Below are 26115 nucleotides of genomic sequence, written 5' to 3'. Positions count from 1 at the left end.
GTTCTTATTGATGTTCGTAGATGATGTGGGGTTTTGCATAAGTTTGTCACTGTAGCGTTTCCACGCTCCTGATAAACTCCCATGTCATCTACGTTATAATTGTAAATTAGTCATTAGGCGTGATACCAAAGAGTGATTGCCCTGGCTGAACGGCTTGGCCTTCTTTACAGAGAATAGCACATAAAGTGCCAGCAATCGGGGCTTCGAGTTTGATTTCCATCTTCATGGATTCCAGGACCGCGATGGTATCACCGACGGCGACTGTCGCTCCTTCCTCTAAGAGTATCTTCCAGACACTTCCGGCCACAGGACTTTCCACTGGCTCTGCACCTGCGGGCAAGCCAGCGGTATCGTCTTCTGCCTGCATGACTTCTTCTTCTACGAAGGAATCCAGTCCGGCAGCTTTCCAGCGGGCACGCTCATCTTCAAATGCGGCTTGTTGTTTGGTTTTGAATTCGCGAATGCTGTCATCGTTCTCAGCTAGGTAGGCCTGATAATCTGCTAGGCTGAATTCGCCTTCTTCTATCTTTGGCTCGAAACGGCCGTGCGGAAAGTCTTTCCGCATTTGATTCAGCTCATCCTCGCTGACAGGATAGTAACGGATCTGATCAAAGAAGCGTAGCAACCAAGGTTTGCCTGGTTCGAAAGAAGCAGTGCTGCGGTAGCGATTCCACATCTGCACTGTGCGGCCAACAAACTGATACCCGCCGGGGCCTTCCATGCCGTAGATGCACATGTAAGCGCCCCCGATGCCGACGGCATTTTCCGGAGTCCATGTGCGGGCAGGATTGTATTTAGTCGTGACCAAGCGATGGCGTGGGTCCAGTGGCGTCGCAACGGGTGCGCCGAGGTAGACGTCGCCGAGTCCCAGCACTACGTAGCGAGCGTTGAAGACTACATTGTAGACGTCTTCTCGTGTATCCAATCCATTGATACGACGAATGAATTCGATATTATCCGGGCACCATGGTGCGTCGGGGCGCACGGACTGCATATAGATATCGATCGCCTTTTTGGTGGAAGGTGAATCCCAGGAGAGTGGCAGATGCACCACACGCGAGGGCACTGTCACATTTTCCAGTGGTGGCAACTTTGCATTGACCAAAGCAATCCACGCGGCCACCGATTCTGCGCTGACCTTGGCAGGATCGAAATGCACCTGCAAGGAGCGGATGCCAGGAGTGATGTCTTGCACCGCCTCAAAGGTCTCTTTCTTCAAGGCCTCGTAGAGCACGTGAATGTGGAAGCGTAATTTGAAATCGAGTGCCATCGGGCCCACTTCCGCGAGGATGTAAGCATCGCCGGCCTGGCGGATGACTATGCGATCCGCACCTTCGCCCTCGTCGTGTAAAATCGCCTCTTGCGGAGCAGGGATGCGCGGGGAATCCGGCACGGAGAAGTCTGTCTCCAGCGTCAGGATGCTTTCCTCGTGCACACTGCGCAAGTGCTCCGCTTCTTCACGGGTGACGCAGCGGAAGCGCACCTTGTCGCCTGGTTTAAGCTGCCCCATTTTCCAGCGCTCGGATTGGATGATTGTAGCGGGGCACACAAAGCCACCCAGACTGGGGCCATCGGGCCCTAAGATCACGGGCATGTCGCCGGTAAAGTCGATCGCGCCGATAGCGTAAGCATTGTCGTGAATATTGGAAGGGTGCAGTCCCGCTTCGCCACCGTCGGTGCGCGCCCACTCTGGCTTGGGGCCAATCAATCGCACGCCTGTGCGCGCGGAGTTGTAGTGCACTTCCCATTCATTTTCAAAGAAGGTTTCAATATCCTTTGGCGTGAAGAACTCGGGGGCCCCATGGGGGCCATACAAGACGGCGATGTCCCAAACATTGGAGAGGCGAGGGATCGCGGCTTCGTCTGCGAAAGTTGTGATCGATGCATCTTCAGGCTCTGCTCCGATATAGAGAACATCGCCCAGTCGTAGAGCACGGCCACCATGACCACCAAATTGGCCAAGTGTAAATGTCGAGCGACTGCCCAAATACTTCGGCACATCGATCCCTCCTAGAATACTAAGATAACTGCGCACGCCTGCACCGGTTGTCTTGCCGATATCCAAGATGGAGCCGGCTGGCACTTCAAAAGGCTTATAGAAGTCGACGGATTCGCCATCCAGCTGCGTCTCCATCGCTGCACCTGTGAGCACAACTGTGCAGGTAGTGTTGAATTGGATACGTGGCCCATTGGCAGTGATCTCAAGCCCAGCGGCATCAAAATCATTGCCCAGCAAGCGATTCCCCAAGCGAAAAGCCAAACTATCCATCGGCCCCGAAGGTGGCACGCCGACTTCCCAATAGCCCACCCGACCGGGGAAATCCTGCACTGTGGTCATGGTGCCGGAGCGTAGGATTTCAAAACTGCGTGGTTGATACACATGCGAGGCCAGAGTCTTTGTCACGACTTCGCCCTTGATAAAGACCTCTGCATCCACCACCGAGCGCAAGTAGTTTAAGTTAGTTTCGATGCCGTCCAGGCGTGTTTGATCGAGCGCGTCTTTAATCGCAGCCACAGCTTGGGGACGGTCTTCCGCATACACCTGTAGCTTTGCTAAAAGGGGATCGTAATATGGGCTGACCTCCGTGCCCGAAGCGAGCCAGTGATCGCAGCGCACATCCTCGGGGAAGACCACTTGGGTGAGCAGTCCGCTCGAAGGTTGAAAATCTTTGTTTGGGTCTTCGGCATAGAGACGCGTCTGAATGGCGTGGCCCTGCTGTGGCACAATGTTCGACTCCTCGGAAAGGCTCATATCACCCGCAGCGAGTTGCACCATCCAACTAACTAAATCGACGCCCGTGACCAGTTCGGTGACACCGTGCTCTACTTGTAGCCGTGTATTGACCTCGAGGAAGTAGTATTGGTGGCTATCATTATCGTAGATAAATTCCACCGTGCCCGCAGAGCGATAGCTGGCTGCTTTTGCTAGTTGCAAGGCAGCCTGCTGCAAGCCATCGATCACCGAGTCCGGCACATTGGCTGGTGGGGTTTCTTCAATCACCTTTTGATTGCGACGCTGGGTCGAGCAATCGCGCACGCCCAGTGAGACCACGTGGCCGTGTCCGTCGCCAAAGATTTGCACTTCCAGGTGACGCGCATGCACCACGAACTTCTCAAGAAAGATGCCACCTTGCCCGAAGTGACTTTGGCTCAAACGCTCCACTCGATCGTAGGCTTCGACCAGTTCCGATTCGTCCGCGCAAATCTGCATGCCGATCCCACCACCACCGGCGGTGCTCTTTAACATGACGGGGTAGCCAATCTCCAGCGCGAGTGGTTTGGTTTCTTCCAAGCTCTTCAGCAAAGGGCTGCCCGGCAAGAGCGGCACGGCATTCTCTTGTGCCAAGCGGCGAGCCTCATGCTTGAGACCAAAAGCCAACATGCTCGCTGCAGTGGGCCCAATAAAGGCCAGCCCTGCGGCCTCGCAGGCGGCGGCGAAGTCTGCATTTTCACTCAGTAGACCATAGCCAGGGTGAATCGCCTCGGCCCCGCTTTGTTTCGCGATCTCCAGAATCTTATCCGCTTGTAGATAGCTTTCGCTCACGGCTGGTGGGCCGATGCGATAACTCTCCGTGGCCATGGATACGTGTGGCGCATCACAATCCGCGTCGGAGTAGATCGCGACGGAAGCCACTTTGAGCGCGTTGAGTGTGCGAATGATACGGCAAGCGATTTCGCCGCGGTTGGCTATCAGGACTTTTTGGAACATTTTTCTGTAGGGGCTTCACTTGTGACGCCCGCAGTGTTGTTGGTTCGGTTCAGGTTCTCGGCGGGCGTCACAAGTGGCGCCCCTACAAATACAATTTTTACTGATCCCAGATGATCACTTCGACGGGGGTCGGGTTGTATCCGTTACATGGGTTATTCAGCTGTGGGCAGTTCGAGATCAGGCACATCACATCGCGCTCGGCCTTCATTTCGACGTATCGCCCTGGAGCGGAAATGCCGTCTTCGAATGTGAGCTTTCCTTCAGGTGTGACGGGCACATTCATGAAGAAGTTAATATTACAAGTAATGTCACGCTTCCCTAGATCGGGGCCCCAATGTTGGATGCCGCAGATAAAGCTATCGCGGCAGGCGTGCATGTGCTCTTTGTCGTGCGCGTAGCGCATCGTGTTACTCTCGCGCGAGCAGGCGCCGCCGACTGTGTCGTGACGTCCGCAGGTGTCGGCGGTAATCGTTAATAGCTCATCGCCCTGACTCGAGATGAGCTTCGTGCCGGTGGTTAAATACAGTGCCGCTTGACGTTGAATGGTATCGGAGGCGCTATAGCGATTTTCCGGATCCTTGGCATCGTAGAATAAGGTGTCGGCCGCTTGATTGCCCTCCATGTCGAGGATGCGCAGCGTCTGACCTTTTTTGATTTCGTGCAACCAGTATTCGCCGGCGGGAATCACCTCGCGGTAGCTAGCTTTTTCAGGATTGAGAGTGCTTTCAGTTAAATTGGACATGATGATTAACTTGTAGGGGCTTCACTTGTGAAGACCGCAGTGGTTTGCGTGTTGGTTCGGTGCTTGGGATCGGCGGTCTTCACAAGTGAAGCCCCTACGGTTTATTAGAATCGAAGTTTATGATAGGTTTCAGTGTTTTCAAAAGCGCGGAGATTTTCCGGGCGGGATTGAAAACATGCATCGTCTGCGGTGGGCGCTTCAGATTTAAACACCTCTAACTGCACATCGCCTGGGTCGTATTCGGGATTTGGATCGAGGGGGTGCTGACAAGTGTTGAGCACCACCAGTGTATCCATCTCGAAGCGCAGGTCGATGTAGCTACCTGGCTTGGATGCACCCGGCACGTAGCTCAGTTTGCCAGCTTCGTCCGATACGACTTTGGAAAACCAGTTAAGGTTTGGCACCAAGTCGCGTTTGCCCATGTCCCACTTGGCCAGTTCAATTAGAAAGGCACGCTGCGCATCACGATAGCAAGCATTATGCGCTTCTTGATAAGGCTTGCTGCCATACTTCTTGGCCACCAGTGCGGCATCCGAACAGCCGCAAACTGTATCATGCCACCCAGCTGTGTCTGCAGTGATGGAGCAAAAGAGACGCCCCATGTCAGAGTGCACACAAAAGGGCGCGGTCAGATAGAAGATATGCTGCCCCTTCAATGTATCCGGCATGTTATACCGCTCTTCTTTTTCCAGTGCATTATACAGCAACATGCCAACATTGGCTTTGCCATCAATATCCGTGAGTCGGAGTGTTTTACCACGACCGATCACTTTGGACCACATCGTGCCACCGTGGAGTTTTTCTGAGTGTATCATAATGAATTAAGAATTAGGAATTAAGAGAGAAGAATTCTTTTAACTAAAACCGACGCGCGTAATGATCGACTTCCCAGTCTGTGACGCGTTGGTGATATTGACGCCATTCTTCACTCTTATAGCGAATGAATTCGTCGCGTAATGTGCTGCCGAGTACTTCTTCGACGAAGGGATCGGAGGCAAAGGCATGCACCGCCTCGTCGAGCGAGCGTGGCAGTTCGCTGATCCCGCGTTCGGCCAACTGCTCTGGGGTGAATTCGTAGAGGTTTTCCTCCTGAGCCTCGCCGGGATTTAATTTCTCTTGGATCCCTTGTAAGCCTGCAGCCAGCATCAAAGTGGCGGCGAGGTATGGATTACAAGACGCATCGGCATTGCGCGATTCGATGCGTCCGCCGCCCATCGGCACGCGCAGCGAATTGGTGCGATTGTTACTGCCGTATGAATTGAATACGGGAGCCCATGAATAGTAAGACATCAGGCCCTTGCGCACGAGACGCTTATAGCTGTTGACCGTTGGTGCAAATGCCGCGCACAGCGCCGGACCGTGCTTGAGGATGCCCGCGCTGAATTGATAACCGAGCTCTGATAAGCCCAGTCCGCGCGGATCGTTGGCATCCTTAAACAGGTTTTCGCCTGTTTTAGAATCGGCCAGCGATAGATTAAAGTGAGCCCCACTACCGGTCTTATCTGCGAAAGGCTTTGGCATGAAGGTGGCCAAGAGACCTTCTTCGGCGGCATACTGCTTCGCCATCATGCGGAAGAAGATGTAGCGGTCACACATAGTGAGCGCATCGGCGTATTTGAAATCGAATTCGAACTGCGAAGTCGCGTCCTCCTGGTCGAGTGAGTAAAGGTCCCAGCCGAGGTCATTGATGGTGGTGGACACCTTGTCCAGCCAGGTGAAACGATCCATGAAGCGTTTCACATCGTAGCAAACCTTGTCCAAATGATCGTTTTGGTCGGGGATTTCGATGCCGCCATTCTCCGTTTCTTTGACCACGTAGACTTCGCACTCGATGCCCAGATTTACGGTGAAGCCCATTGCTTCAGCCTGCGCCAGCACCTTCTTCAGTGCGACGCGGGTGTTGACCTCGTAGGGCTCGCCCTTGAAAGTGTTGTCCGCTGGCATCCATGCCACTTCCGGTTGCCATGGCAATTGGATGATGTGATTGGTGTCCGGTAAGGAGGCAATCTCGTCGTCATTTGGGCGCTGGCCCAAGCCGTCGAGGGCATAGCCGGTGTAGAGCTCCGATCCTTCTGCAAAATGCTCGAAATGATCGATGGGTACGAACTTACCCTTTGGCACGCCGTGAATGTCTACGTAAGCGCCGACACAATATTTAACCCCTTGGGCTTTGAGTTTGTTTTTTAGTTCTTCCATCTGGTTTGTATGTTTTGGTTTAGTGAATATTACGAATTAGTCAAAAAGTATTACTGAATAATGCAAAAAATATGCCACATGCTGTTATTGATTAAGAATAAAAGCCATCAGGTGCGCTGCCCCATTCTGATTCAGCTAAGGGCGCTTGTTCGAGTTTGGCTTGCTCTAGCTTGGCGGCGATTGCGAGGCACATTTTCTCAAAGAGCATTTGTCCATCTGCCGCCGTGCCTCGAGAGGGATAGCCAGTGCCACCGGTCAAACTGGTTTGCGATACCGGGTAGCTGAAAATCAAGTCCTCGGTGCGATCGGGATCATCGGCGCTTTCAAGCGCATCGAGGTCGACGGTATCGGGTGCGAGGTGTAGCATCAGATCACATTCGCCTTTGTTGGCGTGCAGATCCTTGGCATCTTGCGTAAAGTGCGCTTCGATTTCGGGTGTGATAAAGAAGGTGTTGAGAAAACCAATCTGCAGGCGGCCCATCAGTTCAATACGCACCTGGTCGACGGCCACCCGCAAGGGTGCGTCATTGCCGGCATGGGCATTGACGATGTAGAGTTTTTTCCAACCTGTCGCTTCCGCCCATTTTGCATATTGCACCAGTGTTTGGATAAAGCTAAGCGGTGTTTGTGAAAACGTGCCTGGCCACTTATCCGTGTGCGCCGCCGACGAAGTATAAGGGATGACCGGAGCCATCGCGACTTGTGCACGTTGACAGGCGTCGCGACACAGCGCATCGGCGATCACGGTATCGGTATTGATTGGCAGGGCCGGCCCATGCTGTTCGGTCGCTCCAAGCGGCAAGACCAGTAGCGGACACTCCGCTTGCAAAGCTTGCACCTTGGGCCAGGTCAGCGATTCGATGCAGTATCTATTCAACATTGTCATTTACACTCGTCATACGAACGATGGGTAGATCTTGCGTGCTGGTATGCTCTTTCGGGTGAATGAGCTCTTCCAGGCGTTGCTTGGTCGCGAGAAACTCCGGACTCAGCATTTGTTCCGGCGTGCGCGGACGTGGCACCGGCACTTCGATGAACTCCTGTATTTCACCAGGGTTGGCTTTCAAAACAAGAATGCGATCGGAGAGATAAATCGCCTCATCCAAATCATGTGTCACAAACATGATTGTGACATCTACGTTGTGCCAGATTTGCAACAGGTGCGACTGCATCTGTGAACGCGTGTGCGGATCCAAAGCCCCAAAGGGCTCATCCATAAACAAGATCTGTGGCTGATTTGCCAGCGCCCGCGCAATGGCCACCCGCTGCTTCATGCCACCCGAGAGTTGGCTCGGATAAGATTCAGCGGCATGCCCGAGCCCGACCAATTCGATCCATTGCATCGCTTCTTGTTCGACTGAAGTGCCAGAATGTCCATTGACTTCCAAGCCAAACATTACGTTCTTTTTAACAGTCAACCAAGGAAACAAAGTGTAGCCCTGAAAGACCATACCGCGATCTGCACCGGGGCCGGAAGCTTCTTTGCCATCCAATAAGAACTGTCCGCCGGATACAGTTTCCAAGCCGGCCAGCATGCGGATCAAAGTGGACTTGCCACAGCCCGATGGACCAATCACCGAGATAAACTCGCGACGATGCACATTGAAACTGATCGGACTCAATACATCGATTTGCCCCTTGGCAGTATTAAAGCTCTTACTGACATCCTTCACTTCGAGCTTGATGGGACGCTGATAAATATCCGCAAAACGAGCGCGAACAGAATCGCTCTGCTCTTTATAACTGGGTAGTTCTATAATATCACTCATCGTCTTTAAGCCTTTCCATTCTTAGGTGTGTCATAAACCTTGCGATCAAGCATCCAGAGCACAAAGCGACCGATAAAGCCGTGTTTCTTTTCGGATGATTCGGGAGTCCACGGGAAAAAATATTTGCGCAAGGATGCGAGAATTTGATCAGTCACGAAGCCTGTAACACCAATCATAATAATGATAGGGAAAACACTGTCAAAGTTACGCCAGCGACCCTGAGTTTCGATAAACTCCGTCAGACCACTCTTCACCCCGATCAATTCTGCGATCACCAACCAAGTCCATGACCAGCCAAGTAGAATTCGCATATCGTTATAAAGATTTGGCGTGATACCAGGAATGATAACACGGCGAATCATGGTAAAAGTTTTCGCACCCAAGGTTTGAGCCGCTTCAATCAAAGAGGCATCCAGTTGGCGCGTGGTATTTGAAACCACCAGTACCATTTGAAAAAAGGTGCCTAAGAAAACCAATGCGATCTTAGGCGCATCGTGGGCAAGGAAGACCGCCACTAATAATGTGCTAAAGGCGGGAGCCGGCATATAGCGGAAGAAATCAATAAATGGCTCAAAGAGTTTTGAAAAGAAATCAAAGGTGCCGCAAAGGATTCCAATAGGAACCCCCACCAAGGCCGACAGCATAAATCCAAAAAAGACAATGCGCAGTGAGTGCTTATAGCGCTGCCACATGCTAGGCTTATCGGGATCCGTTTCTTGAGTGAAGTCATGATAGCCCTGGATGACCACCTCATGCGGCGCGGGTAGATAGACTGGATTCGCTGGACGTCCTTGAGGCACCAATTTTTCCAGTGGCGTTTCCGGCAATGATTTCGAAACAAAGGTCGGGCTCTTGGCACTCAGTAGCTCCCAATTTCGTTTAATCAGCGCAATGTTCTGATCGCTCAACTTGACCTTGCTCCCGACTAGCGTGCCTTCGGCCACGCCTTGCCAGACCTGATACAGTTGACTGTCGTCCTCAGCTTCTTCGCGCGTCAGCCAGCCATTAGCAATCGCCACGGGCGCCATGTGTCGCAGGATTTTCAAATTTGCACGCCGCGCACGAAAGCCTGAAGTCGTCGACTCACCACTGGCACGTGCTGCCAGGATTTCACTATTCTCTGCTTCGACAGCTTCGACAAATCCTGGGAAATATTCCTTGGACAGATGATTACCGGCAGTAAAGACCGTCGTCACATTTTCCCGGTCCGCTGAAATCTCGAGCTTAATATCCGGATGCCAGATAAATGGCGTATAACTCACGATACTCCAAAGTAAGATCGGAAGGATAAAAGATGCAGCAATCAGTAGTGAACGGCGTTTGGCGCTGAGTTCTTTGCGCACGGCAAACCATGGAGTGGTGGGTGCCTTAAACTGGGAACTATTCTTCATTCAGTAAGTTTGGTTGAGGGCGTAGTGCCTGATGGAAAGCAATTAGGTAGAAAAAAGGCGGGCCGGGATCTCGGCCCGCCTTTAGAAATAGTTGGCAAAGAGCCAGTCCGCCTTACTTCACCGACTCAGCATACTCCAGAGTCAGGCTTGGGTCTAGGTATTGGACGGTGTTGAGCGGCTCATCGTAAACGCCCTGCTCGACATTGAAATCATCTGCAATCTTAGTCGATCCATAGACCGAACCCAGGCCCTCGGCTTCTTTCCAGATAGGAAGCACTTCCTCCAGGGATAGGATGTATGTGCCCTCAAGAAATGGCTCATACTCTTCCGGAGAGATGGCGACACGCTTCGAAAGAATTTCGAGCGCTTCATCGATGTTCTCTTCGTCCTTAATAAAGTCGGCGATACGATACCAAACCTTCACGACCTTAGACCAGTCATCGCGACGCGCTTCCAAGCTTTCAGGATCAACGGATAACAAATCATAAATGATACCAGGCGCATCCGCCGAAGTCAGCACCGGCTTCGAACCGGGAACCGTCTTGAGCGCTTGTCCAGAATTTGGCTGCCATGCGCCGATCGCATCGACGGCACCCGAAGCCAGCACTTGTGGTGTCTCATTGGTCGGTGTATTAACGATGGTAAATTCCGAAGGATCGATACCCGCCATCTCAGCACCCTTTAGCAATAGCAGGTGAATCACAAAGCCCTCTTCCAGGCCGATCTTTTTACCTTTCAAGTCTGCCAAAGTTTCGATTCCAGGAGCAGCCACCACCATATCGTTACCATTCGAGTAATCGCTGATAAGAATCGCAACGGAAGGTTTACCTGTGCCACCGGTGACCAGCGCATCCCCATTGGTCATCGTGACAGCATCCACCTGGCCAGCAACATAGGCATCCATCGATGCCACGTAGTCCATCCACAGGAATTCCACGTCGACACCTTCTTCTTCAAACCAGCCCTTATCGATACCGATTTGCCATGCCACCCATCCTGGCCAGTCACTGTAGCCAATTTTAAGAGGTTCCTTGGCTGAAAGCATGTTTGCACTGATCAGTGCAAGTGTGCAGAGTCCTGTCCGTGTGGCTTTTCCAGCCCAATTTTTTAGTTTCAACATAATCCTAGTGTTTTTGATGGTGAGTGTCAGTGAGAAGAACATACCGTCAACAGAAGCTGCCAACGATCCACTGCAGTCTTGCACGAAGCATGCCAATACACATAAGTGTTAAAAATAGTAATATTATTATTGCAAAAAGTATTACGATTTGAATTTTAAATATAAATCGTATGAAGACTGTACAAAAAACGAACAAAACACTCGCTCAGCGCATAAGTATCTCACTGCCAGCGAAATTGGCGACTGCGCTGGACGACATGGTGGACTCCCGTGGCTTTCAAAATCGTTCGCAAGCCATTGCTGAGATGATTGAGGAGAGCCTCATCCAACATAAACAAGAAGACAACTCGGCCATCATGGCCGGAACGATCACTCTTATTTATGACACGGGAAAGACGGGACTGCTACAGCAGCTAGCACAGATCCAACGTCAGTACGTGCAAGAGTGCATCAGCAGCCAACATGTATTACTAGAGGGCCAGTACATAATGGAAGTGGTATTAGCCCAGGGCCCGGTGCAGAACCTGCGTGAACTGACAAATCAAATGCTGGCTTGCAAAGGCGTCAGTTCCGGCGGCCTTACCTTGACCAACAAACTGATCCCGCAAGTCCATGCCCGCTGAAATTGCTATTTGCTCTCGGCGATCAACTGCTGCGCACGATTAAGCGCTTCGTCATAGTGGCCGCAGAAATTATCGATTCCCAGCGTTTTCAGCGAATCCGATTTACGTAGAAGTTCCAAGGGCTGCCGATGGATTCCACTCACAACGATCGACGTTCCTCTCTCCCGCATGCGCTCGACTAAATTGACTAAGGCATAGAGCGCAGTGGTATCCATTGCAGTCACTAAGTGCATGCGCAAGATGATCACTTTAGGATAGTCGGACAATTCCTCCAGCGCGTCTTGCATCTTATCGGCCGCGCCAAATAGGAAGGGGCCAAAAATACGATACACCAGCACGCCCTCGGGAATCTCTTTACCTTGCGCAACGTGCTCGGGCGATTCCAAGACATCATTGTGCGTCACACGGCTGACCTCCGTAGTCTCTGAAACGCGACGAATAAACAGCAAGGCTGCCAAGACCATACCGATCTCAATCGCTACCACCAAATCAAAGATCACCGTTAGCGCAAAAGTCGTCAATAGAACCAAAGCATCCCCCGTTTGCATGCGCTTGATTTCCTTTAAAGCCCGCCACTCCCCCATGTGCAAGGCCACCATCACCAGCACTGCAGCCATGGTCGGCATCGGGATATATCGCGCAAAAGAGGAAAAGAGCAGTACAATAGCCAACAATGAGAGCGCATGCACAACCCCAGCCAAAGGAGTACGGCCGCCATTACGAATATTAGCCGAAGTGCGTGCAATCGCGCCGGTCGCAGGCAAGCCGCCGAAGAAGGGACAAATCAAATTCGCGATACCTTGGCCGATCAGCTCCGAGTTACTATCATGCCGCTGATTAGTCAGACCATCGGCCACCACCGCCGAGAGCAAAGACTCAATCGAACACAAAATCGCGATCGCCGTGGCTGGCATAATCAACTCCCGTATCATTTCCACCGAAACTACAGGCATCATAAAACTGGGCAAATGCGCCGGAATTGCCGAATCCCCGAATCGCGAGCCCACAGTGGCGATCTGAACGCCCTCCAGCTGATTCAAGCCCCACACCGCCAAGGTGCCGAGCAACATGGCCACAATCGAACCCGGAATGCGCTTCCAACCTATACGCGGCCAAAAGAATATAATCGCACAGGAAAGTAGTGCGACCAGAACAGTCATCATATCTACAGTTCCCAAGTGGTGACACAGCCATTCTACTTTTTCAAAAAACTCACCCGGGATCGCAGTCTCTCCATGAATACCGCTAAAATCAACCACCTGAGTGACCATAATCGCCACCGCAATACCCGTTGTAAAGCCCGAGGTAACGGGCCAAGGAATGTATTTGATCAAAGTGCCCAGCCGCGCAAAGCCCATTAAAATCAAAATGATGCCAGCCATCATCGTCGCCAACAACAGGCCGACATAGCCATGCGCTTGCACAATGAGTAGCACAATCGGGATAAAGGCCGCGGTCGGCCCGCCGATCTGCACCCGACTACCTCCGAATACGGAAATTAAAAAACCAGCGATAATCGCCGTATAAATCCCCAATGCCGGCGCGGAGTAAGGAGTGTCCGCCCCAACTGGAATACTCGCAATGCCCAGGGCAAGTGCCAGCGGTAGAGCAATTAAACCGACCGTGAGCCCCGCGGCGGCCTCGCGTCCGATGTCGGCGCCACTAGGACGATTGCACAATAATTCAAGGAAACGTGGTTTGTAAGCGTGTGGCTTCATGAGCTGTCAGAACGGTCCAACAGAGACCGCAAAGTACAAGCCTCAGCACTCTAGCTGCAAAATGGCAAAATAAATCTATGCTAGGAGAAATTACTTTTGTATGTATTAAACGCTGTAATATAACCTATACTTAATGATAGACTCCACCGCACACCTCATCGAGTTTTTGATACAAGACTTAGCGGTCGTTTTAATTGCAGCTGGCCTTAGTGGTTGGCTATGTAAGCGACTCGGAATTTCGGTTGTTGTCGGCTACCTTGCTGCAGGAATTCTAGTGGGGACACCTCAGATCACATTTCCCTATGTCACGGATGCTGGGCGCATTCAACTACTCGCTCAGCTAGGATTGATTTTCTTGATGTTCTCCATCGGCCTGGGGCTTGGCTTACGAAAAATTAAACAAATTGGATTTGGAGTGGTATTAGCCACTGCTGCGACTGCTCTGTTGGTGCTAATGCTATCCAGGACCGCAGCGATGCTCTTGGGGGTAAACGAAGGCACGGCATTATTTCTAGGGGCCATGATAATGGGCAGTAGTTCAGCCATTGTGGGCAAGCTCATCTACGATAGTCAACTTGCTCACCAGCGCTCGGGCCAGCTGGCCCTCGCAATGAGCTTACTTGAAGATATTGTGGCAATTGTGATGCTCACTTATTTGAGCTCGTATGCGGCAATGGAGCAATCGTCAAGCGGAGGGCTGGGAGCAATCGTCACTCAAGTATCGCTACTACTAGTCTTTGTTGTCATTATTGTCTTACCAGGCATCGCCGTGCTACCTCGCTGGCTTCGTCGTTTTGAGAAGATCGGCGGCGTGGAACTGGAGACACTCATCGTGGCTGGCATACTCTTCGGGCTATCTTGGTTGACGCTAAGCGCCGGGTTTTCAATTGCTCTGGGCGCATTTCTTTTTGGCGTAATTTTGGCGGAAACGACTCGTGCTCAGGTAATCGAAAAAGCCTTCTCCGGTTTGAAAGATATATTTGTTGCCGTCTTTTTTACCGCGACCGGCATGGCAATCGACATACTGCGCCTACCTGAAGCCTTAGGTTTAATCGCCCTGGGTGTAGTTCTCGCGCTACTCGTGCGTCCGATCGCAGCTACCTTCGGCTTTCTATTAGCTTGTGAAGATGAAAAGGTGGCCGTGAAAGCAGCCTTGTGCGTAACGCCAATCGGTGAATTTGCCTTTGTGATTGCTGGGCTAGGTGTCGCCGCAGGTGTCCTTGAAGAGAAAATACAAGTCGCTGCAGTAGGAATTGCATTTGTAACTTCTCTTTGCTCGCCTCTAGTCGCCAAGCAAGGGGATCGATTGAGTCAGCTACTACGGCCTTCACGTATACGCTGGTTAGGTCGATGCTTAAGCCTCTACCAATCGTCGTGGTCGAAAGTAAGCCAACATTCAGATCGCAGTGTTTTGTGGAAAATACTGCGCCCTCGCGTATGGCAGATCAGTGCAGAGTGGTTACTAGTCACCGGGGTGTTGCTATTTGCGCATCCACTCGAGCCGAAATTTACCGAATGGATGGAGAGCAATTTAGCATGGTTACCTCTAGCGAGTCTAATCTACAGACTTGCAATCGCGCTGATCGTGCTGGCACCCGTGATCGCCCTATATCGTAATATATCTGCAGTCGCGATGATTTTAGCAGATGGCGTCCCGATCAAAGCCTGTAAAACTCCAGAAAACCGTCACCGTTTGGAACTAGTTTTTCAATTAACTGGCTTATTGCTTCTGACTGTTTGGCTGCTCTTCCTCTTCTCGTTTGGGAGTATGCGTATCGGGGATTGGTTGCTCTTTGCATTGTTACTCAGTTTGGCAGCGATTGGCGGTTGGCGCAAATGGGTGCGCTGGCATAGTCATGCGGAGTTTTCTATTAAATCCGCTCTTGCTGAAGAGGTAGAAGAAGACTCACGAGTCGATCATTTAAGCAAGAAGATGGGCAATGAACTTGGCTTGGATTTATTCGAAACCGAAGTGCCTGTCCGCTCTATCGTAGTGGGCCAATCACTTGGACAGCTAAACCTACGTCGACGTTTTGACGTCTCAGTGATCGCAATCGATCGACAAGGCTTCTTAATCTCAGATTTAGCGGCCTCAGAAAAGCTCTACGCACGGGACCATATTTATATGGTTGGCTCAACCGAGCGCTTAAAGGATGCGATAAAAATGATCCAAGAGGTGGCACCCGACAAGAACGAGCATGACTTACACCTGCAGTCAGCCATTCTAAGCAAAGTTGTCGTCTCGGAATCATCTTCTTGGACAGGGCGTACGCTTGACGAATTAGACTGGCCCAATCGTTTCGGGTTACAGATTGTTGGGATACAAAGAGCCGGTCAATTGCAGTCTAATTTTAAAGCGGATGAGCATTTACAAGTCGGTGATGAGCTCACCCTCGCAGGCTCTTCCAGTGCCGTGAAAGCCTTAAATGCTGCCGAAGAAGAGTGACCTGACTTTTAAAATGACAAATTTTACGAGCTACGCGCCTTAATCCTCTTCTCGGCTTCGAGTATGATCGCCTCACAGCCCTTAAATTTATGTTCATCGAGGCATAGCCGGCGTTGTTTTCCCCCCGCATCCTCGTAAATGGCATATGCAATACCCTTATTTTTCCATTTCTTGCGGTCCATCGCAACAATCGAATCGAGCGCAACGCGCTGCCCCGACACTCCAATGACGGTCTCCCCCTTTGCTTGCACCTGCCGGGTATGATTCCACGCGATCCATGCACCGAATAACAGCGCTCCGCCCATCATCACCCAACCAATCACGCGCTGCTCTCGAATCGCAGCATCCGTGCGCTCTTTGGGCACATTGCTACGATAACCCGATTCGCGAGCATGGCGTTGCCATGCAAGTTTCAAGGAGGAACTTTCTTCGTCTTTTGCGTCACCAGACTCAATCATGGAGTCTTTAATTTCGCTATACTCAGCATACCGCTGCGCCTCGTCTGGCCATAATATGAAACCGTCATAGAGAAACCAGCCAGCAATACCAAAGATCATAAAAAACATAAATAGCATACGCCGACGCCATTCTTTCGAGATTCGAGCCACAACTTCCATACCGCATACGTTTGAAGGCATTTCGTATGATGACAATTCAAATAGTCATTTCCCGTAATCCACCTGCCAATCTATTCAGTGGGTATACATCTCTACAGCGCTTGCGCATTTATGCAAATATTCTCAATAATATATAATTTTAATTCATTTCTACTTAAGCTATTTTAACTTGTTTCAACCGTCGGCATCATCCGTATGACTATAATTCATAAGCATTTGCCAGTCTGACCTTGCGTCGAGGCAGCGGCTGATTTTCCTCAACCCACTTTTAATCCATACACATTATGTCTGAAGCAACCTCCGAAATCGGCCTCATCGGCCTCGCAGTCATGGGCCAGAATCTGGCTCTTAACGTAGCCGACCATGGCTTTAAAATCTCCGTGTACAATCGCACCACGAGCAAGATGGAAGAATTCGTGTCTGCGAATCCCGACACGCCAGGTGGGCTTGTTGGTTGCGAAACATTGGAAGGTTTTGTCAAATCACTCAAACGCCCACGTAAGGTCATTATCCTAGTGCAAGCTGGCTGGGCGACCGATAAGGTCATCGAAGGTTTGGTTGAACTGATGGAAGAGGGCGATATCATCATCGACGGCGGCAATGCAAAGTGGGATGATACCATTCGCCGCGAAAAGGAACTCACCGCTAAGGGACTTCGTTTCATCGGTTCCGGTGTTTCAGGTGGTGAAGAAGGTGCACGTTTTGGTCCTTCCCTGATGCCTGGTGGTAGCAAAGAAGCATGGTCGCACCTCGAGCCAATTTGGAAGGCCATCGCAGCAAAGGTAGATCCTGAAACTGGCAAACCTCTCGAGGGTGCAGCGCCTGGTAAGCCAGTCGAAGGTGGTTTCAGCTGCACTGCTTACATCGGCCCGGACGGTGCAGGTCACTACGTTAAAATGGTGCACAATGGCATCGAGTACGGCGACATGCAAATGATCTGCGAAGCCTACGATCTCATGCAAAATGTGCTCGGCCTCAGTCCGGCAGAAATGGGCGACATCTTCAGCGAGTGGAACAAGGGTGATCTCGACTCTTTCTTAATCGAAATCACAGCCGACATTCTCAAGCAAACAGATCCCGTCACTGGCAAGCCATTCGTCGACATCGTGCTCGATACCGCAGGTCAAAAAGGCACAGGTAAGTGGACATCGGTCAACGCACTCGATATGGGCACACCAGCGCCTACAGTTGCCGAAGCCGTCTTTGCACGTTGCCTGTCTGCAGTCAAAGACGAGCGTGTCGCAGCTGAAAAGATCCTATCTGGCCCTGAAGCCGCCCCCTTCACTGGTGACAAAGAGGAAATGGTAGAAGCTATTCGCGAAGCACTCTACGCATCCAAGATTTGCTCCTATGCGCAAGGCTTCCAACTCATGCGTGAAGCACAAAAGGAATACAACTGGGAGCTCAACTTCGGCGAAATCGCGCAAATTTTCCGCGGCGGTTGTATCATCCGTGCTGCCTTCCTGCAAAAGATCACCGAAGCCTTCGCACGCGATCCAGAACTCGCAAACTTGCTGCTCGATCCTTATTTCACAGGTGCCATCAACAAAGCGCAAAAAAGCTGGCGTAAAGTCGTAGCCCTCGCCGCCGAGCACGGTGTCTCCATTCCCACCTTCAGCTCTGCGCTGTCATATTACGACGGCTACCGCACCGCACGCTTGCCACAGAACCTACTACAAGCACAACGTGACTTCTTTGGTGCGCATACCTACGAGCGCACTGACGAGCCACGGGGCAAGTTCTACCACATCGACTGGCCCAAGGCAGACCGCCCACAGCTCGAGCTGTAAAATTGTAAATAAAACTGTAATTTCTAAAGCCTCCCGAAAACGGGAGGCTTTTTTGCTGCATAAACTACTGTCAAAGATATATAGCATTTCTCAAAATTCTTTGCGCTTATACTACTACATAAGAATTTAGAATATGCTTAACGGCTAAAGCCGTCACTCTTACCTTTGACTGTATATCCTCAGGTAAGAGTGAGCGCTTCAGCGCTTTTGGGCACGAGGCGGTTCATTTAGATTTCTTCATTTCATAATACGATTTACGTCATTACTTTTGAGAAACGCTCTAGAAATATATTCAAATAAAAATAATTTAACTATTGGTAAAACAACAACTTACAGAAAACCATTAAGATTATCAATCCCAAGTAACCCGCGATGCATATAAAAGTGATAGGAAATGGCTAAGTCCAATTAAGCTACCCAGTCCCCAATCCAAAACTCTACAACATCTACTTTCAAGAAAGCCTCAGGAGCGGCGATTGGACTTTAATCCAAGGTGTCACTAGCCATGAAGCTTTCAATTACACTGAAAACAAAAACAGCAAAACACATGCCCTCAAGCAACTGACTTTCCTAGATAGGCCAACATCCACATTTCTTTCCAAAGTCGATAGCGCCCCTCATAAGAAATTTTACCTTCTTCTTCCTGGCGAGGACGAGGAACTAAAAAACCTGTTTCAATGTTTAAGCGTTCCAGTATACGTTGTTGCTCATTTAATTCAGTAAGAGCATCCTCTTCTACCAATACAGGTTCTAATTTGCTCGCAAGTAGTCTCCGTTGATGAAGACGTAATAAATGCCTTAGTGAGCCAATTAATGGCTTACGACAGATATTCCAACTCTCGGGGTAGTAACCGCCATAGGGAAGAAAAAGATTATCCGTAATTAAACGTTCTCCACTGCTAGCATGCGTGCTAATAGTATAGCAGGCTGTAGCACCTCCCTTCCGTTTCGGCAGAAAAAGAATTTGTATTCGAGTTAAGCCATCCTGGCTTTCATAAATTGATGCCCGTAAATAAGTACCTACAAAAAGTTCAGCCTTCAATGCCTTCAGGCGATTATACTTCTCAGCTCGCAACCAGTCCTTCAGTTCAATAAAGCGATCATCAGCAGGCCACTCATCGCCATCTATATTTTCATAAAAATCAGGAAATAAGGGCAACTCGCTGCGACTTAATGCCTTAATTGCAATCCAATTATAACCGGTCTCCAAAACAAACCAAACTGCTAGCCCAGTAATAAAATGCACCCACTCAGGTCGAAATGAAATTTCAAACGTCTTAAGGAAATACGCAAACAACGCCCCAAATAAAAACCAACGTGTCCAACGTCCAAACACCATAAAAGTAGGAATCGAAAAACGATTTCCTAATATTGGTAGTAGCACAGTAACAATCGCGACTACTAAAAGTAGCCATTGGTAGGTTTCAGAAGATTCAAAAAACATAACGTTTAAGTGTAAAACGTAGTGTGCGAGCCTGCTCGCGTCTGATTCGACTGAGATGCCACACGTTGGCGCGAACAAGCTCGCACACTACGGACTTAGAAATTGATCGCTGAAATTAATTCAGGCGTAAAGGCATGATCACGCAAATGAAGTTATCCAAGGTCTTGAATAAACCTGGGCTAAGCTCATCTTTAAACTCAAAAAAGACTTCATCCTTAGTCAATGCCTTGAGCGGCTCCATCAAAAATTGTGGGTTGAAAGCAACTTGCACCTCAGGGCCGTCGTACGCAATCGCCATCGACTCGTGAGATTCACCATATTCAGTCGATTGACCAGAAATTTCGAGAAGATTCTTACTCACCTTCAGCTTAACCGAATTGCTCTTATCTGAAGTCACCAAAGCAGCGCGGTGCACACATTCAAGCATCAATTCCCGTTCAATCTTAACCCGATGCTCAGTCTCCTTTGGGATAACTTGACGGTAATTTGGGTAGTTGCCTTCAACTATCTTGGAGACCAAATAGAGGTGATCAATGAGCCCCGTATCGCCGGATTCATCTATCGCGATTTCAAAAGCTGCCTGACGGTCATTGAACGCAACTTTTACCTTCTCGCCCTTGCCCATCAAGCGCTCGAGTTCACCCACTGTTTTGGCAGGGAGAATTAAGCTTCCTGCATTATCTTCGCTGATTTCCAACTCTAAAGCAGTTAAACCCAGACGGCGACCATCGGTAGCAACCAAGGTCAATTTTTCATCTGCAAAATTGAAATATACCCCATTGAGAATGTAACGATTCTCATCTGTCGATTGCGCGTAGGAAACACTCTTGAGCATACTCACAATTTCGCTTTGCCCCAGTTCGAATACTTTGCGGTTTTCGAAAGTAGGCAATGGAGGAAATTCCTCGGCGCTAATACCCATAATTTTGAAAAGTGAACCACCAGATGTGATTTTAGCCTGATGATTCTCTCCAGCTTCAATAAAAACCTCTGGGTTAGGAAGTTCACGCACGATCGTAGCCAATTTTCGCACAGGCAAAGTCAAACTGCCTGGATCGGATACTTCCGCTTTGATACGACAACGAATCCCTAAATCTAAATTTGTCGTCGTTAACGAAATATGACCCTCCTCGGCTTCGATCAGCACATTGCTGAGGATGGGCATGGTCGAACGAGTTGCCACAACATTGAGCACTTGTTGGAGGCCGTTGCTAAAATGATCTTGGTTGATCTTGAACTTCATGGTGGAGAATTTGGCGTTTTTTTGGACTTACTGGCAATGCTTATATAAGAGTTCTTTTTATATATTTAAATCTCTTAGTAACAGTAAGTGGGGGGATTAAGTAGAAGAACTCATCAAGTGGCTGTAGACAAGTTCTTTGCGTAATATTTTTGATGTGAAAAAGACGGTGAATTAAATATGTGGATGGTGAACAATGAGAATAAGTTTTTTTAAACACACAATGTATTCGCACTTATTCCCATGTTATTCACTGCGTGTTTTAAGGCTGTATTTTGGCTTTTCGTGCGCGATAGATTCGAATCGAATGACGTACAGGCCCGTAGGCGATGTAGGTGAAAAATAGTAGAGCGAAGAAAAATTCTTTAAAAAAGAAAGCGGTGCCAAGGCCGAGAATCAGCCCGATAAAGGATCTAAAGCGCGTTTGAGTCTGCCAATCGATGTCTTTAAAGCTTGGATAAGGTATGTTGCTGACCATTAGAAATGCGATCGCTAGCATAAAGGGAGGGATCAATAGCGCTAGACTGCTAGAGTCAAAGGTGGGAGTTTCTAAGCTTGTAATGACTAATACGATGGATGCTATCATTCCGGCTGCGGCTGGCACAGGTAGGCCTAAGAAATCTTTAGTACCCTTTAAGCGTTCAGCAGGTGGGATCATCGGGTGAGTCAGTACGTTGAAGCGTGCTAAACGTACAGCCGCACAAAGTAGATAAACAAATCCGATTAACCAACTGATTTGCAAAAAGATAGGATATTTTTCGACTGTTGGCGTCAGCACTAGAAATATCATCATTAATGCAGGTGCTACGCCAAATGAAATAATGTCGGCAATAGAGTCGAATTCCTTACCGAACAATGATTCGCGCCCTCCCAAACGCGCAACACGCCCGTCCAAGGCATCACAGATGACACCGAAAAGTATGAACCAAACTGCCTGTTTGTAATTATCCGATACAATCGCTGGGTCGGTGGCATAATTAGCCTGGATGCACCGTAGAATCGCTAAAAATCCAAAAAAAAGATTCCCAGCTGTTAAACTGTTGGGCAACAGGTAGATGTGACTTGCTTCACCAGAATCTGCGTATTGATGACGCGAGTGTTCGGGGTCTTCGATTTCTTCGTTGGTTTCGGGCAGTTCGGTCATAGAGGTTGAGGGATATTTAATCGTCGACCTCGTCTTTATGTCGGAGCGATTCGAGGTATTTCCAAAAGGAATCTTCCTGTTCGAGCATAAACTCTTCAGCGAAAGGTAGTTTAAATCGGAAGATAAAATCCGAAAGTGTGTTCTTATGCAGTATATAGTGTGCAAAGAGCGCTTCACCATCTTGTTCAAAATAGATACGAAATTCGCCTGCGCGCACGCGATAGTATGTTTTTCCATTTCGATGGAAACGCCCCAGCTCTTCGTTGGGATTGTCCAGTTGCTCTTGTTTGAGGGTGCTCACTACCTCCACGAGCAGCATCTGTGAGCGTGTGTCGAGCTGGTTGAGCTCATGCATACTTTGTTCGCTGAAATTGACTTGAAACATGATCTTGTATCGGGAGTGAGTCTCGAAATAAGCCGACACTGTAGCTGCGTATGCTCGCTGTGCAACCGCAGAATGTAACTGTGATTGAGCATACGCATTGACCCGTGCTGTTTCTTTAACAATCTTCATTCAATGGTTCAAATGACAGTTAAATATGAGGGGGCGCTGCGCTGCAAAGTTAGTCATGATCCTTCCGGTCAATCTTTCACGACGGATGCTCCAGTCGATAATAATGGTAAAGGCGAAGCTGCTTCACCAACAGATCTCTGTGCGGCTGCACTTGGCTCATGTATGGCGACCATTATTGGTATGCAAATGGAAAAAATGGGACATGACGTTGCAGGCACGCGAATTGAAGTTACCAAGGAAATGTCAAAATACAAACCGCGACGTATAATTAAACTCAGCACTGAAATATGGTTACCTGCTAAATTTGATGATAAAACTAAACGTACTATCATTACTGCGGCCAAAGGCTGCCCTGTGCATCATAGTCTTAGTTCAGAAATTGATAAGCCAGTCATTTTTCATTGGCTATAATTATGGAAGCGATTCGACTGCTTTTTGATAAGAATAATCGGCTTTGGGTTGTTAATCATTCAGAAGAAGGCTATGCATTAGCATCACTTTCAGTGAATGATTATAATTGGCACCCTTTAATTGACGCTCAACTACCGATTGGTAAGCGCAAGATTTTCTGTGCTTTAGGTGAAGAACCAAAGCAGCAAATAGGGGAATGGCAGAGTATTTTCAACTTACATTCATACTCGCAATCTTCTGATTTATCGATGGTTCTTAGTGCGATTGATAGTCAGCTATATCGCATCCCTTACCTTGGCATGGGAGAAAATGAGTATATATATCGATTTAGAACAGCAAAAGAGCGTAATCGTTCCATATATATTGATGAACAATCTGAAGGACTTTACCAAAGTGCGCTATGCCGCGCGATTAAAGAAGCGCGCCGCACGCGGGAAAAATCTTCAGGCAAACCTGCAGTGCTTGATTTTGGAGCAGTCAGTTACGTCATTCCGAGTCATTTCGGTTTTTGCCTCGGCGTTCAAAATGCCATTGAACGTGCTTATGAAACGGTAGCAATACATCCGAATCAACGGGTTTTTATGCTTAGTGAGCTCATTCATAATCCCTTTGTGAATGAAGATTTACTCGCTCGTGGGCTGCGCTATCTTCAGACTGATAAAGGACTGGCGCTTCGAGCAGATGGTTCTATTGCGAGTAATAAAGAAGATCCTGAAGCACTTTGGAATCAACTGACAGAAGATGATATTGTTATAATTCCTGCTTTTGGTGCTACCAATGAAGATAAAGCACGTTTAATTCAGCGCGGTCTTTCAATTCGAGACAATGATGCCACTTGCATGTTAGTGGAGAAAGTTTGGAAAGCAGCCCGTCGATATGCACAGGAAGGTTATACCGTACTTATACATGGTAAATCTGAGCATGAAGAAACTAAGGCAACGTTTTCTAACAGTTCAAGTCATGGGCCTGCTCTAATGATTCGTAATATGGAACATGCTCGACGCTTATCTGAAGTTATCGAGGCAGATAACTCTGAGAAAATCAAACTTTTCGAAGCTTCATTTGCAGGACTCTACTCTGAGGGATTTGATCCCTTGTGTGATCTCGAACGTATAGCAGTTGTGAATCAAACTACCCTCTTGAGGAATGAAACCCTAAAGATCATTGATTATTTACGTTCTACTATTGCAAATAAGTATGGTGAAAGCGAAGTCGCCAATCATCTTTGGTCAAAGGGAAAAGGAGACACTCTGTGTTACGCCACTCAAGTTAATCAGGATGCATTGCACAAAGCAGTTGAAGAACCCATTGATGCGGCGTTGGTTGTCGGCGGAAAAAATAGTTCAAATACCTTTCAACTGTATCGTGTCTGTGCTGAACGATTTGGTGAAGCGGCTCATTATATTCAGTCCGAAAAGAATATTACTTCACTGGAATCAGTGAGGCACTACACCTTTCCGTATAATTTAACCGCAGTACCTACAGCAGTTGAAGAAGAACGTCCTATGTTCAAAGAACTGCCGGATAAACCTCGTATCCTTTTAACTGGAGGAGCATCGTGTCCCGATGGTATTATACAGCAAGTGATACATCGAATTAATAGTTTTTTTCCTGCGGTAAAAATTCGTCCAGTTGAGGATATTTTAGAAGCTTTTGAGTTGGAAACTTGAAGATTTACTGAAGCTGAATAAACTGTTTAGCCGTGTTGATAGGACTTACAGATACAGATGGAGGGGCGTCTCCAGGGATTTATTATGAATTGGGTGTTGTAGTTATTCATCAACTCTACGGCTACCGCGGGGTCATAGTAGCAGTGGATGATTGTTGCATGGCAGGGGATACATGGTATCAATCTAATAAAACCCAGCCATCACGTGAACAGCCTTGGTACCATGTATTAGTTCATGATAGTGGTGGTTTAAGCACTTATGTAGCTCAATCTAACTTGGCAGAAGACAGCAGTGGCCACCCCATCAGTCATCCACGCCTTCAATGTTATTTTTCAGGTTTTAAAGCAGGACGTTATCAATTAAAAGCATGATGCACGTCTGAAGATGCTAAAGATCAGCTGAAGTCTGATGTTGGTAGTCTATGTAAACGCAGCGCCCCGCACGCGTTTCATCGCAACCAGATCGCTCTCCGCTTCTGCAGGAATATCCTGAGGTTTATAGCGATGTTTGCGCCCTGTGCTACGTTTCCAGTGCTCCACATGCGACTGCACAAACTCGCGCGAGCCCAGCACAGCACCTTCCGTAAAGTAACGGATACGACATCGCAGCAGCACCGCACTCGGCAAGACGCCTTGCTCCTTTTTCAATACCCGCACCGCCGCCTCGCGGTTGATATTTGCCGCATGTTCCACAGCCGCACTACCCTTACCAAAGAGCAGTTCACGGTAGGACGCAAGTGCCTCATTACTAGAAGCTTCATATGCTCCGAAAGTCAGAAACTTCAGCGCTCGCTGTGCCTTTTTTTGTCCACTGACCGCTTCTGCATAGCCGCAGAAACGATAATCTTTCGGGTCTTTCACCAATCCCGCTCGCACAGGATTCAAGTCAATATAGGCCGCCATTGTCTGCAGCGCGTTGCCCTTACCCTCGACCAAAACACTTTTAAAGCGATCCGCCCATAAGGGCCCAAAGCGCTCATGAGTCTTGTTAAACCAAGTCGAAAAGCGTTGTTTTAAAGTTTTCATGAAGGCCGAGATGTCATTCATGCGAGCCAGTAGCTTTTGTCGAATCAAGTCCGCCTCCGCTCCCCCATCTCTTAATTCCCGCTCCATCACAGAAACAGAAGCGGTTTGATACAAAGAAGGCTTCGCATAGAGCACCCGATAGCGGCGCATCAACTCCGAGTCAGAGACCTTTGCCTCCGGAGACACACGGACTAGGACATGGAAGTGATTGTTCATCAAGCAATAAGTGAGCACTTCGACGCCCGAAAAATCTGCAACCTGATGGATCATCTTTCGCAAGACCTCCATTTCTCTCAGTTTAAAAAGCGCCTGCCCATTCACAGTGCGGGACATACAATGGTAAATCCCCGTGCCTTGGGCCGTGATTCGTTTGGTTCGCATAAGAAGATAGTGCTCTTTAAATTATCTAATTACAAGCCTTAATATAAGGGACAGGTCTATATTATAGGGGTGAACGGTGTCCAAGTAATCCGGATCAAAATGCAGCGTAGATTTGCCTGAGCGACTGCAGGGCTTGGCTGATGAAGCTGCCGACTCTGAGGTGAT

At 49.0% G+C, this 26115-nt stretch carries 21 protein-coding genes; 6 read left to right on the top strand and 15 right to left on the bottom strand.

The window, feature by feature from the left end; all coding sequences use genetic code 11:
- Positions 1-106: 106 nt before the first annotated feature.
- The 8 genes from uca to QEH59_RS16525 form a co-directional block, all read right to left on the bottom strand.
- The gene (gene uca / locus QEH59_RS16560) at positions 107-3709 is read right to left on the bottom strand and encodes an urea carboxylase (RefSeq protein WP_308986500.1); all 3603 of its coding nucleotides are present in this window, start codon (positions 3707-3709) and stop codon (positions 107-109) included.
- Between the two features lie 97 nt (positions 3710-3806).
- On the bottom strand, positions 3807-4451 hold the full coding sequence (locus QEH59_RS16555) for an urea amidolyase associated protein UAAP2 (RefSeq protein ID WP_308986499.1): 645 nt from the start codon (positions 4449-4451) through the stop codon (positions 3807-3809).
- 104 nt (positions 4452-4555) lie between these two features.
- Positions 4556-5266 (bottom strand): urea amidolyase associated protein UAAP1, encoded by a 711-nt coding sequence (locus QEH59_RS16550; RefSeq protein ID WP_308986498.1) that lies wholly within the window; start codon positions 5264-5266, stop codon positions 4556-4558.
- Between the two features lie 43 nt (positions 5267-5309).
- Entirely contained in the window at positions 5310-6647 is a 1338-nt protein-coding gene (gene glnT / locus QEH59_RS16545; RefSeq protein WP_308986497.1) for a type III glutamate--ammonia ligase, read from the bottom strand.
- Positions 6648-6738: 91 nt separating this feature from the next.
- Positions 6739-7527: a creatininase family protein gene (locus QEH59_RS16540; protein ID WP_308986496.1), complete on the bottom strand. Its 789-nt coding sequence runs from the start codon at positions 7525-7527 to the stop codon at positions 6739-6741.
- A complete protein-coding gene (locus QEH59_RS16535) occupies positions 7517-8416 on the bottom strand; it encodes an ABC transporter ATP-binding protein (protein WP_308986495.1) in 900 nt (299 codons plus the stop codon). Before QEH59_RS16535 ends, QEH59_RS16540 begins: the two co-directional genes overlap by 11 nt.
- A 5-nt stretch (positions 8417-8421) precedes the next feature.
- Positions 8422-9807 (bottom strand): ABC transporter permease, encoded by a 1386-nt coding sequence (locus QEH59_RS16530; RefSeq protein ID WP_308986494.1) that lies wholly within the window; start codon positions 9805-9807, stop codon positions 8422-8424.
- A gap of 112 nt (positions 9808-9919) precedes the next feature.
- Positions 9920-10927, bottom strand: coding sequence for an ABC transporter substrate-binding protein (locus QEH59_RS16525; RefSeq protein ID WP_308986493.1), 1008 nt, complete (start codon positions 10925-10927; stop codon positions 9920-9922).
- A 170-nt stretch (positions 10928-11097) separates the two neighbouring features.
- Between QEH59_RS16525 and QEH59_RS16520 the strand changes: the two genes are divergently transcribed.
- The gene (locus tag QEH59_RS16520) at positions 11098-11550 is read left to right on the top strand and encodes a CopG family ribbon-helix-helix protein (RefSeq protein WP_308951813.1); all 453 of its coding nucleotides are present in this window, start codon (positions 11098-11100) and stop codon (positions 11548-11550) included.
- 5 nt (positions 11551-11555) lie between these two features.
- Here QEH59_RS16520 and QEH59_RS16515 read toward each other — a convergent pair whose 3' ends face one another.
- A complete protein-coding gene (locus QEH59_RS16515; protein WP_308986492.1) occupies positions 11556-13268 on the bottom strand; it encodes a SulP family inorganic anion transporter in 1713 nt (570 codons plus the stop codon).
- Positions 13269-13401: 133 nt separating this feature from the next.
- On the opposite strand from QEH59_RS16515, the gene QEH59_RS16510 reads away from it, so the two are divergent.
- On the top strand, positions 13402-15714 hold the full coding sequence (locus QEH59_RS16510) for a cation:proton antiporter domain-containing protein (protein ID WP_308986491.1): 2313 nt from the start codon (positions 13402-13404) through the stop codon (positions 15712-15714).
- A 23-nt stretch (positions 15715-15737) separates the two neighbouring features.
- Here the strand turns inward: QEH59_RS16510 and QEH59_RS16505 are convergent, their stop codons facing one another.
- The gene (locus QEH59_RS16505; protein WP_308986490.1) at positions 15738-16352 is read right to left on the bottom strand and encodes a hypothetical protein; all 615 of its coding nucleotides are present in this window, start codon (positions 16350-16352) and stop codon (positions 15738-15740) included.
- Positions 16353-16615: 263 nt separating this feature from the next.
- Between QEH59_RS16505 and gndA the strand changes: the two genes are divergently transcribed.
- The gene (gene gndA, locus QEH59_RS16500) at positions 16616-18121 is read left to right on the top strand and encodes an NADP-dependent phosphogluconate dehydrogenase (protein WP_308986489.1); all 1506 of its coding nucleotides are present in this window, start codon (positions 16616-16618) and stop codon (positions 18119-18121) included.
- A 553-nt stretch (positions 18122-18674) separates the two neighbouring features.
- On the opposite strand, the gene QEH59_RS16495 is transcribed toward gndA, so the two are convergent.
- The 4 genes from QEH59_RS16495 to QEH59_RS16480 form a co-directional block, all read right to left on the bottom strand.
- The gene (locus QEH59_RS16495; RefSeq protein ID WP_308986488.1) at positions 18675-19565 is read right to left on the bottom strand and encodes a hypothetical protein; all 891 of its coding nucleotides are present in this window, start codon (positions 19563-19565) and stop codon (positions 18675-18677) included.
- 115 nt (positions 19566-19680) lie between these two features.
- Positions 19681-20808: a DNA polymerase III subunit beta gene (gene dnaN, locus QEH59_RS16490; RefSeq protein ID WP_308986487.1), complete on the bottom strand. Its 1128-nt coding sequence runs from the start codon at positions 20806-20808 to the stop codon at positions 19681-19683.
- Between the two features lie 259 nt (positions 20809-21067).
- Positions 21068-21949, bottom strand: coding sequence for a CDP-diacylglycerol--serine O-phosphatidyltransferase (gene pssA / locus QEH59_RS16485; RefSeq protein WP_308986486.1), 882 nt, complete (start codon positions 21947-21949; stop codon positions 21068-21070).
- A 16-nt stretch (positions 21950-21965) separates the two neighbouring features.
- Entirely contained in the window at positions 21966-22463 is a 498-nt protein-coding gene (locus QEH59_RS16480) for a type II toxin-antitoxin system RelE family toxin (protein ID WP_308986485.1), read from the bottom strand.
- Between the two features lie 3 nt (positions 22464-22466).
- Here QEH59_RS16480 and QEH59_RS16475 point away from each other — a divergent pair, with 3 nt between their 5' ends.
- From QEH59_RS16475 to hspQ, 3 genes are read left to right on the top strand one after another with little or no spacing between them, the layout of a single operon-like run.
- The gene (locus QEH59_RS16475; protein ID WP_308986484.1) at positions 22467-22874 is read left to right on the top strand and encodes an OsmC family protein; all 408 of its coding nucleotides are present in this window, start codon (positions 22467-22469) and stop codon (positions 22872-22874) included.
- A gap of 2 nt (positions 22875-22876) precedes the next feature.
- Positions 22877-24544: a 4-hydroxy-3-methylbut-2-enyl diphosphate reductase gene (gene ispH / locus QEH59_RS16470; protein ID WP_308986483.1), complete on the top strand. Its 1668-nt coding sequence runs from the start codon at positions 22877-22879 to the stop codon at positions 24542-24544.
- 32 nt (positions 24545-24576) lie between these two features.
- On the top strand, positions 24577-24915 hold the full coding sequence (hspQ, locus tag QEH59_RS16465) for a heat shock protein HspQ (RefSeq protein WP_308986482.1): 339 nt from the start codon (positions 24577-24579) through the stop codon (positions 24913-24915).
- A 48-nt stretch (positions 24916-24963) separates the two neighbouring features.
- Here the strand turns inward: hspQ and QEH59_RS16460 are convergent, their stop codons facing one another.
- Positions 24964-25950: a transposase gene (locus QEH59_RS16460; protein ID WP_308986481.1), complete on the bottom strand. Its 987-nt coding sequence runs from the start codon at positions 25948-25950 to the stop codon at positions 24964-24966.
- Positions 25951-26115 lie beyond the last annotated feature (165 nt).

The organism is Thalassobacterium sedimentorum (assembly GCF_031127905.1).
Taxonomy (GTDB): Bacteria; Verrucomicrobiota; Verrucomicrobiia; order Opitutales; family Coraliomargaritaceae; genus Thalassobacterium; species Thalassobacterium sedimentorum.
This window is presented reverse-complemented; position numbering and strand designations above follow the sequence as displayed.